Below are 12,726 nucleotides of genomic sequence, written 5' to 3' on the forward strand. Positions count from 1 at the left end.
GTCTCTCATCAGGAGGATCGGTCAACCGATCCTTATCTGATCTACGTTGGGCTCGATGCCGGGCATTTTTATTTCGATGGGTTCAGGTTTGAATTTGGCTCACTCAGGCCGCCGGGCAGAGCTGCGCCTGCAGTTCGGCTTCCCCGGTCAAACCACGATAGCCCTTAATTAACCTGCCCTTGCTGTCCAGCAGCAACAAGATAGGGGTTGCCGGAATGCCGCCCATGTCTCTGACCAACTCCATTGGCGCTCTATAGGCCTCAAACGGAAAGTTGAGGCGAAACAGCGCCCGTTTCAGGGCCAGTTGATTACCATTGACGCCGAGCGCCACCGGCTGCAGATGACCTGGGCACTGCTGATGTAACTTTTTCAGCACCGCCGCCTGCTTGACACACCAGGGGCACTCGGGCTCAAAGAACATCAGCACAGCACTCTGGCCCTCGAGATGTGCCAGCGTCTGTTGTTCCTGCCCGCGAAGGGGCTGAAACTGATAGTCACGAGTCAGCTGTGAGGCCTGTAACGGCATGGCACACAGCAGCAATAATCCCAGGGCCAGGCGCTTCATAATCAGAACACCAGTTTCATGCCGGCATAGATCTCTCTGCCACGCAGCGGGCCATAGATGTAACCCACATCGAAGGCGCCTTCGGCGTCATAGAACAAGGGGCTTTCTTCGTCACCGGCCTGGGTGTAGTCAAACAGGTTGCTGACCCCGGTATAGAAAGACAGGTTGTCGTTGAACTGATAGCTGGCACGCAAGTCCAGGGTAAAGTAGGACGGCGCATCAGTACGTTTCTTCGAGTCGGGATCCACCTTACCGTTGGCATCCAGGCGGTTATAACCTTCATAGCCATACTGCGACAGATCGCGGCTGCCAATCCACACCAGGTTGGCGAAAAATTCCCAATCGTTGACATCCCAATCCACGCTCAGGGTCACTCGCTCCTCGATAGGTGCCACGGCATAGGAAGACTTGAATACCGAATCATAGTCGAAGTGCTCGCCGGTAAGGTTTACCGTCAGGTCATCGGTCAGACGATAACCCAGAGCGATGTCTGTGGTCACCACACTGGCCTTCTCATCCAACTGGGTCAGCAATGGGATCCCTTGGTCGTTGGTGGTCAACGCCGCCAGATGCTCGACTTCGGTCCAGGCCACAGAGGCGGTGGAGGTGAGTCTGTCACCTTCGTAGCTCAGGGCATAGTTCACCGAGTTGGAACGCTCCAGTTCATCGATGTCGATATCAAACCCCAGTGAACCATCCAGAATGCCGTGATCAGTCTCGAAGAAAGACAGCGGTGCCCGATAGCCACGACCGGCAGACAGACGCGAGGTCCACAGCTCATTATGACGCAGGCGAATATCGACTCTGGGCGAGAGTATCGACTCATCCAGCTCTGTGCCCGGTTTACTGGGGTCGGTAAAGTCGGCAGTGATGCTGTCATAACGCAGTGCCATGGCAACTTCGAGGTCATCGGTCACCTGCCAGGTATCCTGCAGGTACAGGCCCTTGACATCATAGTCAAAAGAGTCGGAGACATAGTCAGGGTTGGCGCTGCCGGCGCGGGAGTGAGAGCGCATCTCTTCGGTACGCAGATCGGCACCAAAGGTCAACAGATGGCTGTCGTTAAGCAGGTAGTTGAATCTGGCGTCGAAGAACCACATCTTGTCATCGGCGGTATAGTCAAACCCTTCGTAGAAGGAGTCCTGTTTGTGCTCGGCATAGCTTACCGCCAGGTGCATGTTCCAGTCGTCGTTGAATTCCTTCAGCCAGGCCAGCGATGCCTCGTTACGCTCTGTCTTGATCCATTCGGTAGTTTCCCAGGCCTTGCCGGTATAGGGATTACGGATATCACCATCTTCAAACAGCTGTTGCGGCTCACTGGGCTTATCATCAAAACCTGAGAGTACATTGCCTATGCTGGAGGCAGTGCCATCGGCAAAGCTGCTGCCCAGCATGGGGCCACCGAAGATCTCCGACTGGATATTGGCCATGCGCAGCACCAGATTATCAAAGTCGCCGATATCCTGGGAAATTCTGGCGGTTACGCTGCGGTTTTCCTGCAGTGGCGCCTCGTTGACCTTGTTGTCATCGGCGTCGAACTGATCTCTGTCGTCATACTGAGCCACCAGCGTTGCCCGGGTGCGGCCGTCTTCACTGACGCCCTTGCCGAGAAAGCCCACTTTGCGATAACCGTTTTCACCTGCGGCGACATCCAACTCGGCGCCGTTTTCGGTGGGCTCATAACTGATAATATTGATAGTACCGCCGATCGCCTCCGGGGCGATCAGTGAAGCACCGGCGCCGCGGGCCACTTCGATGCGTTCAATCCCGGTTGTGGGAATGGCATCGACGGCGTAATAACCGGAAATCATGGTATGCACCGGCAAACCATCCACCAGAATCGTGGTCTGTTCCCCTTTCATGCCGTTGAGCATGATGCGTTTTACACCGCACATGGAGCATTCGTTGGAGACTTTTACCCCGGGAGAGTTATCTATGGCTTCCGACAAATTAACGGCATTCTTGTTTTCTATGATGCTGGCGTCAACGACTTCCGTCTTCATTATAGTGTTGGCCAAAGTGCCGGCTTGCTCCAGCCGCTGCCTAACCCCTACCACACTCAAGCGCTCTATGTTTTCCGCTGCCGGCTCCTGCGTTTTTTCTGCTTCTGCCGCCATCAAATGCGGGCTCAACAGGGCCGCCAATACAACTGCCAGATAAGTCGGTTTCACTCAGATATCTCCCAAAATCAACAAAGTTGCGTAATATTATACGAATGATAATGATTATCACTTGATGAAGATCATGTTTTTTAACAGTCGTTTTAAAGGTGTATCTACACCCCTTAAAAGTAGTAACTGGCGGGCGGCGGTTTTATCGGCTACGCAGAAATGCGCAAGGCCCGCATAGTGGCGGGCCTTCGATTTGACAATCTTGTAGTAGAAGCTGCGATCAATTACATAACTGTTTTTGCAGTTCACTCAATGAACGTACCTCGATATGAGGCGTTATCCCTTCGGGAGCCGCCTCGCCTTTCACATTGAGCCAACAGGTATCCAGACCGGCCTTAAGGCCACCAAGAATATCCGAATGAGGGTTGTCACCCACCATCAATACCCGCTTACGCTCGGGTTGCTGCATCTTGGTCAGCGCATGCTCGAAAATACCCGGATCCGGCTTGGCCAGACCAACCTCTTCTGAAATCACCAACAGATCAAAGTGTTCGGCAAAGCCGGTCTTTTGCAACCGCACCTGCTGCAGCTCGGTAAAACCATTGGTGATAATCCCCAACCTGGCACGGCCCTTGAGGCTATCAAGCAGCTCGGCAGCACCGGGAAGCGGCTCACAGATATCGGCCATTGCCGTCATAAAGGCGCTGTTGAGTTCAAAAGGTGTGCGCCCGAGACGTTTGGCCCAATGGCTGAAACGGGTCAGTTGCAACTCGCTGGCGCTAATCTTGCCGTCCTGATAGGCCACCCACAGCGGCATATTGGTTTGCTGATACTCGGCATAGTCGGCATCGCTGAAATCCACCCCATGACGGGAGAACATCAGCTTGAGCCCCCGCGGCGCATCGAACTGAAACAGGGTTTCATCGGCATCGAACAATACCCACTGATAAGCCTGACTGTTAGAGTACGGCATGCTTCTCTCCTGTTTCTCCATTCTTCTTTAAACCCAAAACCATAACCCGAAAACACAGTGTTATGCAGGACACAAGCTGCGGATTTTACGCTCTGGTGTCGGCGGCGTCCAACCCGCTGCCGCCAGGCGGTTTTGCACCTTGGTCGCCAGGCGCTGCAGTATCACACCGCCCAAGGTCTGCACCATGATAGATTTTTTGCAGCAAAAGCGAATGCATAGGTGGGAACACGAATAAATAACCGAAAATTTTCCATTTGATTTAAAAGGAATAATATCCATACTGGCAGCGTCTCTAGGAGGGCTTATGGCAAATCAACGTAGGTGGGATCGGGATGAACTACTGGTGGCTTTTTATCTTTATAGCCACACTCCCTTTGGCAGAATAAGCCAGCGTAACCCAGAAATAATCCAGATAGCCGAACTCATGCAAAGGTCGGCCTCATCGCTATCGATGAAGATGGCTAATATTGCCAGCTGTGACCCCAGCATCACCTCTACAGGTCGCAGGGGACTCCCTGGTGCTTCTAGAGCCGACAAAACCATGTGGCAAGAGATGACCCAGGACTGGGAAACCTTCTATCTCAAAGCTTATGCTGCCCACCTGCAGTTAACACAATCCTCTGAGCCACAAAATGTAAAGTCCGCAGGGACTGACGATTTTCACGGTAGGGAAAGAGAGACGCTGACTAAGACCAGAGTCGGCCAACAAGTATTTAGAAGCTCGGTTTTGAGTGCCTATGATTTTCGCTGTTGCATAACAGGATTAGACATTCCAGAGTTACTGATTGCCAGCCATATAGTGCCTTGGAGCCAAGAGCCTAACCAACGTCTCAACCCCTGTAACGGCCTGTGTCTTTCCAGCTTGCATGACGCCGCTTTTGACAAAGGCTTGATCACCTTGAATTCCCATCTGGAGTTGCTGCTATCCCCTAAACTCCTGACGAAAAAAAATCGATATTTGAGTGACAGTTTTGAGCGCTTTGAAAACCAGCCGATTCGTCTACCAAACAAGTTTGCCCCGGCAGAAGAATATCTAGCCCTGCATCGCCAGCAGATTTTCCAGACAATATCGTAAAGGAGACCTCTCACCGCCCCTTTTCAGAGACGGCGAGATGCTCAAACCAAGCACGCCTCTAGGGCCTCGCTCTGCTGCAATAAGCTGAGATAGAGGGTGAACTGGTTGGCGGCTCTGTCCAGGTTGTGACCTTCGCGATGGATATGAAAATACTTATCCCCCAACAGATAGTCGGTAAGGAAACGCACACCTATCATAAGACAAATGACTCTGGCGCCCAGCCATAGACTCTGGCGCTCCAGTGGCGTCAACACCTCGCCCAGCTCTGCCAGGTAACCCCGGCAGATGGCGGCAAACACTTCGGGCCTGACTCTGACCTTATCGAGTGCGGTGGAGTCTTCGGCCTCGGGCGAGCAGAAGGTGCGCACCATGTCGCCGAAGTCATACATCAGGAAACCCTTCATGCAGGTGTCGAGATCTATGATGGCCATGCTGGACATATCACGCTTGTCGAACAGCATATTGTTGATCTTGGTGTCGTTGTGGCAAATCCGCAGCGGCAAACCGGCACAGGTATCTTCAAGCTCCGCAAGCAGCGATTGCTGGGACAAGGCCAACTCGGCCCACTGCCGACAGTGCTGCAGGCGCCCAAGCGGGTCCTCGGCAACCGCCTTGGAAAGCGCTTCGATTCTGCCTGGCAGATGATGAAACTTGGGGATCACATCTTCCAGTTCATGGGGGTCTACTTGGCTCAGGGCGCGCGCGAAATGGCCAAAGGCACGCGCCGCCTGTTCGGCCTCGGCCTCAGAGCGCACCACTTCGATGCTCTGACTGAAAGGCAGATAACTGATGGCGCGCCAGAATCCCTGTTCACCGAGATCCACCGCCAACTGCTGCTCGCGGGTCATCACAGGCCTTATCAGCTGCAGTTGATAGCCGCCTTCAGCAGCACACTGACTCAAATGCTCGCTGACCTTGGCTGCATTGTTAACCAAGGCCTTGGGCGCACGGAATACTTGAGTGTTGATCTTTTGCAGCACAAGTTCATCATCGGAGCTGCGGATCAGAAAGGTGTCGTTGATATGACCATTACCCAGCGGGCTGATTTTGGCATTGTCAGGGATCCCGAAATGAGGCAGCACCTGCTGCCGAATAAGTTCAAGCACCCATTAACTCCTGTAATTGCTGTTTCACCCGGGCGGCATCCTGGGGATATGTCACTCCCAACCAGGCCTCGCGGGCGGTTTCCACCCTGACACTGCGGGTGGCAAGGTTTTGCTGTTGCTGACACGGCTCTAGGTCTGGCTGCTCAATTGCATTTTGCACTATCGCAGGCAGATAACACTCGGCTTTAAGGTCATCACCATGGGTTGCCAAAAAGCGTCTGAGCCCTTGCTCCAGTGCGGTAAATATATTCGCCGAAAAGCCCCAGCAGGTCATGGATACCAAGGCATCGGCGACTATCGGCCGGCGTTCACCCTGAAGCTCTCCCTCAAGGCCATGGGTGCCTGGACGAATATCGAGCCACTCCTGCACCGAAGTCAGGTAACCCTTCCCATTGACCTCACACAGGCCACGATTCACCCCGCCATGCTCGGACAAGGTCAGTCCCAGCGGCCAGGCCACCATCATCCATTCATTGGGATATTGCCTAAGCCCTTCGGCCAACTGCACAAAGGCATGATCGCCATAATAATCATCTGCGGTGATCACTGCCATGGGGCCATCGACCAGATGCCTGGCACTCCAGAGGGCATGCGCCGTGCCCCAGGGTTTTTGCCTGTTACTGTGGCGCTTTGTGATATCCCCTGTCTGCCTTGCCGATACCGGCTGTGGCAGATCGTCCAGCGTCTGATAACAAAGATGCCACTCAAACCCGGAAGGCAGGAAGTCGCTTAACTGGCGACGGATCTCGCTTTCAAGCTCAGGACGGATAACCAGCACCGCACGGGCAAACCCGGCCTTGATGGCCGAGCGTAACGCCAATTGCAGCATGGTTTCCCCATTGGGCCCCAATGCCGCCAACTGTTTATCACCGCCAAAACGGCTTCCCAGCCCGGCGGCCATAATCACCAGAGTTAATTTTGTATCCATAAACTGTCGAATATGCCGCGAAGAAAGCCGAGCCGAAAGAAGCGAGGCAGTATAACAGAATCACAGCTCTGATGAATCAAAGCTGTGGTTAACCGTACGCCAATATACACCCTATTCAATAAACTGCCGAAAGGCCGGAACAGAACCCAATGCCGCCTGACTGCCCTTGAGGCTGAAGTCATAACCGCAGAGCTTAACCGAGCCCCGCCGCGCCATATCCTGAACAATCACCTGACTGTCCAGAGGGCTGAAGGCCGCTTCTACCTTGCCGTTATCGCCGATAACGACCGACATGGGACGGTAGCCAGTGCCATTGTTAAACACCAGCTCGGCGCAGCGGCGATCGCCCTTGGCGGTAGCCAGATCCCACAAGGGGCCTGGGGCGTCAGTATCACCAAGCCAGCTCATACGCAGCAAGTCACCATCGAGCGATAGACTGAAGCTGTCCGGCAGGCGCACTGTCACCCTGTCGGAGGTTTCGGCCACAATCTCTGTCGTCTCATCACGGCCTGATGCGTCATTAGGCTCAGCCTGGGGCCACAGCAGCCATATGATCAATCCCAAGCCAAGTAGCGCTGTGACCAGAGCGGCTATGGCAAAGCCCTTACTCTGGGCGGCCGAAAAGCCGCCAAGCCGCTGCCAAAGTTGCATTACGGCATCGCGCCAGGAGAGCAGCAATACCGACAAAGAGCCGGTGCGGTCTACCTCATCATCAAACCCAGACTCAGCGCTATTGACCTTATGCCGGGCTTGCTTATCTGTATGCCAGCCAGGCTCTGTATTTATCTCGGAGGTATCGCCATCACTCGGCGCCGAGTCGAAATAACGGCTGCGCCCAGGTCCATAGGAGATGGCATCATGACTGAGGTCATGGACGGCGTTATACTCAGCAGCGCCGCGCTCGGCAGCATACCCAGGCGCAAGTTCAGGCTCAGGTTCAAGAACTGAAGCGCCGCCCAGGGTTGGCTCGACCCTTCTTATCTTGTTTTTGCGCTCAGCGCTCAAAGGCACAGGGCCACAGTATCCCTGCACATAGTCTCGCTGGCTGCGGGCGCCGCGGCCGCGATTCCCTCCAGGCAACAGTGCCAAACCTGTATGCAGCGCCAAAGCCAGTACCAGGGCTCCTATCAGGTAACTGCCTTCCTGGCCGCTACCTAAGGTCAACAACAGAATAAGCCAAGGCAGCAGAGCTATCAGTGACAACCAGGGATTAAGGCCACCGTCACCCAGGCGACGACGACAACTGAGCAGTAATACCGGTGCCAGCAAAATCCCGGGTAACCAGATGAAACTACCGCCACCGGAAAGTAGCCCCAACACGAGTAGTAAAAAATAAACGGCGCCACTGATGGCCGCATGTCGCAGACCATTGTCGTAACCCTGAATACAGATGAGCGATTTATACAGCACAGAACCCCTTAAAAAATCGGCCGACTTATTGATGGCAGACTAACGAATTTGATGGCAATTGTCAGCGCCACTGGCATGGCAGCGTTGCCTGCCTATATAATAGCTGCCCTTAAGGAAGCTGCCTTGAACTCCTGTTCAATCCAGAATAACGGCAGACCAGAGTTCGTAGCTTCCCTCATTAATCACCGATTTTTTGCAACCAAAGACTTGGAACCCAAATATTATGAGCGCACGCGGAAACCTCTTTATTGTCTCGGCCCCCAGTGGAGCGGGCAAATCGTCACTGATTGCAGCCCTGCTGGCCAATAAACCGGCCGACAAACAAGTTTCCGTATCGCACACCACCCGCCAGCCCCGCCCGGGAGAGGTTAACGGCCAGCACTATCATTATGTGTCGGTGGAGGAGTTCAAGGCGCTGATTGCCGAAGAAGCCTTCTTCGAGTGGGCCGAAGTCTTCGGTAACTTTTATGGCACTTCCCGCAAGGTCATTGAAGAAACGCTTGAACGGGGCATAGATGTGTTCCTGGATATCGACTGGCAGGGTGCCCAGCAAGTGAAGAAACTGATGCCCGAGGCCATCGGCATCTTTATTCTGCCACCGTCCCGCGAAGAGCTGGAGCGCCGTCTGACCGGTCGCGGTCAGGACAGCAGCGAAGTCATCGCCTCCCGCATGGCACAGGCAGTATCAGAAATGTCGCACTATAAAGAGTATGATTTCATCATAGTCAACGACGATTTTGAGACTGCACTGGGGGATCTGAGCGCAATCATTCGCTCACAACGCCTGACTCGTGCTAGTCAAATTAATACTCACAATGATATGCTTAAGGGTCTGTTGGCAGATTAATTGCCTTCGTGTACAATTTTGCGTCATTTTTTCCATTCAAATCACTGGAGTTTCAACACATGGCTCGCGTTACTGTAGAAGACGCCGTTAAACAAATCGGCAACCGTTTTGATATGATCATGGTTGCGGCGCGTCGTGCCCGTCAGATCGCCGTCCAGGGTAAAGATCCTTTGGTTGAAGAGCAAAACGACAAACCCACTGTTATCGCACTGCGCGAAATCGAACAGGGACTGGTTAACTCAGCGACTCTGGATGCCGATGAGCGTCAGAGCGTACGTGAGCGCGAAGCAGCTGAAATTGCTGCCGTGGCAGCGATTGCAGAAGGTAACTCTTCACTCTAAGGCACATTCTTAGGAGAACAGCCACTTGTATCTGTTTGAAGGTCTCAAGGAGTCTGCCGCCAGTTATCTGGAGCCGGAGCAGGTAGAATTACTCAAGCAGGCCTATCAGGTGGCGCGTGATGCCCATGAAGGGCAGATGCGTACCAGTGGCGAACCCTATATTACCCATCCGGTTGCGGTTGCCCGCATCCTGGCCGAAATGCGTCTCGACCATGAGACGCTGATGGCCGCCCTGCTGCACGACACCATAGAAGACACCCAAGTTACCCATCAGGATCTGGCCGAACTGTTCGGCACCTCGGTGGCGGAACTGGTGGAAGGTGTCTCCAAGCTCGACAAGATCAAATTCCGCGACAAGAAAGAGGCCCAGGCGGAAAACTTCCGCAAGATGATGATGGCCATGACCCAGGATATCCGGGTGATCCTCATCAAACTGGCCGACCGCACCCACAATATGCGCACCCTGGGCGCCCTGCGGCCGGACAAACGTCGCCGCATTGCCCGCGAAACCCTGGAAATTTACGCCCCCATCGCCAACCGTCTGGGTATTCACAATATCAAGACAGAGTTGGAAGATCTCGGTTTTCAGGCCTATTACCCTATGCGCTATCGGGTACTCAAAGAGGTGGTTCGTGCCGCCCGCGGTAACCGCAAGGAACTGATCCAAAGCATAGAAACCGCCATTCGTACCCGCCTGGAAGATGTGGGTATCAAGGGTAAGGTCAAGGGCAGGGAAAAGAACCTCTATTCCATCTACAACAAGATGCGCAGCAAAGAGCTGCAATTCCAAGAAGTGATGGATATCTATGCCTTCCGCTTGATAGTGGACTCCATAGACACCTGTTATCGGGTGCTCGGGGTGATGCACGGCCTCTACAAGCCGCGTCCGGGCAGGTTTAAAGACTATATCGCCATTCCCAAGGCCAACGGCTATCAGTCGTTGCATACCTCGCTGTTTGGTCCCCATGCGGTACCGGTGGAAATTCAGATCCGTACCGAAGACATGGACCAGATGGCCGATAAAGGGGTTGCGGCCCACTGGATGTACAAGAGTGGCCAGACCGGCGCCTCGGGTACCACTACCCAGCTGCGCGCCCGCAAATGGATGCAAAGCCTGCTGGAACTGCAGCAGAGTGCTTCCACCTCGTTTGAATTTGTTGAAAACGTCAAGACAGAGCTGTTCCCGGAAGAGATCTATGTATTCACTCCCGAGGGCCGCATTCTGGAACTGCCGGTAGGCGCCACCGCAGTGGACTTCGCCTATGAGGTACACACAGATGTGGGCAACACCTGTGTCGGCGCCCGGGTCAACCGCCAGGCCTACCCCTTGAGTCAGCCGCTGATTTCCGGGCAAACGGTCGAGATCATCACCGCCAAGGGCGCCCGCCCCAACGCCGCCTGGCTCAACTTCGTGGTTACCGGCAAGGCCCGCGCCAAAATCCGTCAGGTGCTCAAGAACCTCAAGCAGGACGAAGCCAGCACCCTGGGTAGGCGTCTGCTGAACCATGCGCTGGGCGAAACCAAGCTGGAACAGATAGATCCGGCGCAGATAGACAAGGTAGTCAAAGACACCAAACACGCCGATCTGCAATCACTGTTGGCCGACATAGGTCTTGGCAATGCCATGAGCATAGTCATAGCCCAACGCCTCAAGGGCGACAAGATAGAGCCGCAGAAACAGCATGATGAGCACAAGCTGATGCCGATCCGCGGCGCCGAAGGCATGCTGGTTACCTTCGCCAACTGCTGCCGCCCCATTCCTGGGGATGCCGTGATTGCTCACGTAAGCCCAGGCAAGGGCCTGGTGGTGCACATGGAAAACTGCGCCAACATCCGCGGCTATCAGGGCGAGCCGGACAAGTATATTCCGGTGCAATGGGATGCCGTCGATGGGGTCGAATTCCAGGCCAACCTGAGGGTCGAAATCGTCAACCATCAGGGCGCGTTGGCGAAGATCACCAATATCATTGCCGCCGAAGGCTCCAATATTCACAATCTCAGCACCGAAGAGCGCGATGGCCGCGTCTATCTGATCAACCTGCGCATCTCGGTTCGCGACCGGATCCACATGGCAAATGTTATGCGCCGAATCAGGGTACTGCCCGAGGTTCTGCGTACATCCCGTAACCGTTGATAACAGAAAAAGAGAGAGCGTTATGGCAGAGAAGATCATCATAGCAACAGACAAGGCTCCCGCCGCTATCGGCACCTACTCCCAGGCAGTCAAAGTGGGCAGCACTGTCTACCTGTCCGGGCAGATCCCGCTGGACCCAGCCACCATGGCACTGGCCGGTGACGACTTTGAAACCCAGGTTGTACGGGTATTCGACAACCTCAAGGCCGTCTGTGAAGCCGCCGGCGGTTCCATGGCCGATATCGTCAAACTGAATATCTATATGCTGGATCTGGGCAACTTTGCCACGGTCAACGAAATCATGAGCCGTTACTTCAACCAGCCTTACCCGGCCCGCGCCGCCATAGGCGTGAAAGAGCTGCCAAAGGGTTCTCTGGTCGAGATGGACGGTGTGATGGAACTCTGAGTTCCCTCCCAAATACAGGGCGCTACGGCGCCCTTTTTCATATAGGATCCCCCGCCAATGAGCCCCGAACGCTTCGCTCGCATCAACCAAATGCTGGACATGCGCCAGCCGGATCTGAGCCTGATCCTGGACAGAGTCCACAAGAGCAACAATATTTCCGCCGCGCTGCGCAGTGCCGATGCTGTGGGTATCCACGAAATTCATGCGGTCTGGCCCGATGCCGATATGCGCCTGTCCGGCAATACCGCCTCCGGCAGCCAGCAGTGGGTAAAAACCATTAAACACTATGACTTTGCCTCGGCAGTCAAGGCTTGCAAGGCGCGCGGAATGCAGCTGGTCGCCACCCATTTCGGCCCTCAGGCCCGCGACTTTCGGGAGCTGGATTACCGCCGCCCCACCGCCTTTATTGTCGGTAATGAACGTGATGGCATCAGCGCCGAAGCCCTGGCCGCCGCCGACGAGCAGGTAGTGATCCCCATGGTCGGCATGGTGCAATCCCTCAATGTCTCGGTGGCGTCGGCGCTGCTACTGTATGAGGCGCAGCGTCAGCGGCAAGAGGCCGGCCTCTATGGCAGTCGCAAGCTGGACAATGACTATTGCCAGACCATGTTGTTTGAGCAAGGCCATCCCATTTATGCCAAAGCCTGTCGGCGCAAAGGCATTCCCTACCCGACCATAGACGCGCAGGGCCAGATAGTCGCCGCTGCCGACTGGTGGCAACGGATGCGTGAACCCATCCAGGAACTGTGAAGCATTTCAAACAACCGATTAAATATTGCACCAGATCACAATTGTCGCCATACTGGTTTGGCCACTGCATAGCGAAACTA

At 54.7% G+C, this 12,726-nt stretch carries 13 protein-coding genes; 6 read left to right on the forward strand and 7 right to left on the reverse strand.

All coding sequences use genetic code 11. The features are described 5' to 3' along the window. Positions 1 to 103 precede the first annotated feature (103 nt). The 4 genes from RC73_RS10805 to RC73_RS21380 all read right to left on the reverse strand — a co-directional run bounded on the left by RC73_RS10805 (position 104) and on the right by RC73_RS21380 (position 3,835). Positions 104 to 565, reverse strand: coding sequence for a TlpA family protein disulfide reductase (locus RC73_RS10805; protein WP_039034653.1), 462 nt, complete (start codon positions 563 to 565; stop codon positions 104 to 106). Between the two features lie 2 nt (positions 566 to 567). Further along, on the reverse strand, positions 568 to 2,736 hold the full coding sequence (locus tag RC73_RS10810) for a TonB-dependent receptor plug domain-containing protein (protein WP_039034654.1): 2,169 nt from the start codon (positions 2,734 to 2,736) through the stop codon (positions 568 to 570). A gap of 220 nt (positions 2,737 to 2,956) precedes the next feature. Further along, entirely contained in the window at positions 2,957 to 3,649 is a 693-nt protein-coding gene (yjjG, locus tag RC73_RS10815) for a pyrimidine 5'-nucleotidase (RefSeq protein ID WP_039034655.1), read from the reverse strand. A gap of 60 nt (positions 3,650 to 3,709) precedes the next feature. Then, positions 3,710 to 3,835, reverse strand: coding sequence for a hypothetical protein (locus RC73_RS21380; RefSeq protein WP_258286654.1), 126 nt, complete (start codon positions 3,833 to 3,835; stop codon positions 3,710 to 3,712). 271 nt (positions 3,836 to 4,106) lie between these two features. Here RC73_RS21380 and RC73_RS10820 point away from each other — a divergent pair, with 271 nt between their 5' ends. Further along, entirely contained in the window at positions 4,107 to 4,724 is a 618-nt protein-coding gene (locus RC73_RS10820) for an HNH endonuclease (protein WP_235369997.1), read from the forward strand. Between the two features lie 41 nt (positions 4,725 to 4,765). Here the strand turns inward: RC73_RS10820 and RC73_RS10825 are convergent, their stop codons facing one another. From RC73_RS10825 to RC73_RS10835, 3 genes are all read right to left on the reverse strand, one after another. Beyond that, the gene (locus tag RC73_RS10825) at positions 4,766 to 5,830 is read right to left on the reverse strand and encodes a phosphotransferase enzyme family protein (protein ID WP_039034657.1); all 1,065 of its coding nucleotides are present in this window, start codon (positions 5,828 to 5,830) and stop codon (positions 4,766 to 4,768) included. Then, positions 5,823 to 6,758 carry an NTP transferase domain-containing protein gene (locus tag RC73_RS10830; protein WP_039034658.1) on the reverse strand — a complete coding sequence of 312 codons (936 nt, stop codon included), beginning with the start codon at positions 6,756 to 6,758 and terminating at the stop codon, positions 5,823 to 5,825. The genes RC73_RS10825 and RC73_RS10830 overlap by 8 nt, the downstream gene beginning before the upstream one ends. A 111-nt stretch (positions 6,759 to 6,869) precedes the next feature. Next, the gene (locus RC73_RS10835; RefSeq protein WP_039034659.1) at positions 6,870 to 8,168 is read right to left on the reverse strand and encodes a hypothetical protein; all 1,299 of its coding nucleotides are present in this window, start codon (positions 8,166 to 8,168) and stop codon (positions 6,870 to 6,872) included. 223 nt (positions 8,169 to 8,391) lie between these two features. Here RC73_RS10835 and gmk point away from each other — a divergent pair, with 223 nt between their 5' ends. Genes gmk through trmH form a run of 5 tightly spaced genes read left to right on the forward strand, consistent with a single transcriptional unit; the run spans position 8,392 to position 12,646 of the window. Continuing rightward, complete coding sequence (gene gmk, locus RC73_RS10840; protein ID WP_039034660.1) at positions 8,392 to 9,015, forward strand: guanylate kinase; 624 nt, start codon at positions 8,392 to 8,394, stop codon at positions 9,013 to 9,015. 59 nt (positions 9,016 to 9,074) lie between these two features. Further along, entirely contained in the window at positions 9,075 to 9,356 is a 282-nt protein-coding gene (gene rpoZ / locus RC73_RS10845) for a DNA-directed RNA polymerase subunit omega (RefSeq protein ID WP_025010112.1), read from the forward strand. Positions 9,357 to 9,381: 25 nt separating this feature from the next. Continuing rightward, a complete protein-coding gene (gene spoT / locus RC73_RS10850; RefSeq protein WP_039034661.1) occupies positions 9,382 to 11,490 on the forward strand; it encodes a bifunctional GTP diphosphokinase/guanosine-3',5'-bis pyrophosphate 3'-pyrophosphohydrolase in 2,109 nt (702 codons plus the stop codon). Positions 11,491 to 11,512: 22 nt separating this feature from the next. After that, the gene (locus RC73_RS10855) at positions 11,513 to 11,896 is read left to right on the forward strand and encodes a RidA family protein (protein ID WP_025888534.1); all 384 of its coding nucleotides are present in this window, start codon (positions 11,513 to 11,515) and stop codon (positions 11,894 to 11,896) included. Positions 11,897 to 11,953: 57 nt separating this feature from the next. After that, on the forward strand, positions 11,954 to 12,646 hold the full coding sequence (gene trmH / locus RC73_RS10860; RefSeq protein ID WP_039034662.1) for a tRNA (guanosine(18)-2'-O)-methyltransferase TrmH: 693 nt from the start codon (positions 11,954 to 11,956) through the stop codon (positions 12,644 to 12,646). Positions 12,647 to 12,726: the final 80 nt, after the last annotated feature.

It is taken from the genome of Shewanella sp. ECSMB14102 (assembly GCF_000813075.1).
Taxonomy (GTDB): Bacteria; Pseudomonadota; Gammaproteobacteria; order Enterobacterales; family Shewanellaceae; genus Shewanella; species Shewanella indica.

Coding starts and splice junctions, on each gene's coding strand:
- RC73_RS10805 (WP_039034653.1), bottom strand. CDS start 565: ATGAAGCGCCTGGCCCTGGGATTATTGCTGCTGTGTGCCATGCCGTTA.
- RC73_RS21380 (WP_258286654.1), bottom strand. CDS start 3,835: ATGGTGCAGACCTTGGGCGGTGTGATACTGCAGCGCCTGGCGACCAAG.
- yjjG (WP_039034655.1), bottom strand. CDS start 3,649: ATGCCGTACTCTAACAGTCAGGCTTATCAGTGGGTATTGTTCGATGCC.
- trmH (WP_039034662.1), top strand. CDS start 11,954: ATGAGCCCCGAACGCTTCGCTCGCATCAACCAAATGCTGGACATGCGC.
- RC73_RS10855 (WP_025888534.1), top strand. CDS start 11,513: ATGGCAGAGAAGATCATCATAGCAACAGACAAGGCTCCCGCCGCTATC.
- rpoZ (WP_025010112.1), top strand. CDS start 9,075: ATGGCTCGCGTTACTGTAGAAGACGCCGTTAAACAAATCGGCAACCGT.
- gmk (WP_039034660.1), top strand. CDS start 8,392: ATGAGCGCACGCGGAAACCTCTTTATTGTCTCGGCCCCCAGTGGAGCG.
- RC73_RS10820 (WP_235369997.1), top strand. CDS start 4,107: ATGGCTAATATTGCCAGCTGTGACCCCAGCATCACCTCTACAGGTCGC.
- RC73_RS10830 (WP_039034658.1), bottom strand. CDS start 6,758: ATGGATACAAAATTAACTCTGGTGATTATGGCCGCCGGGCTGGGAAGC.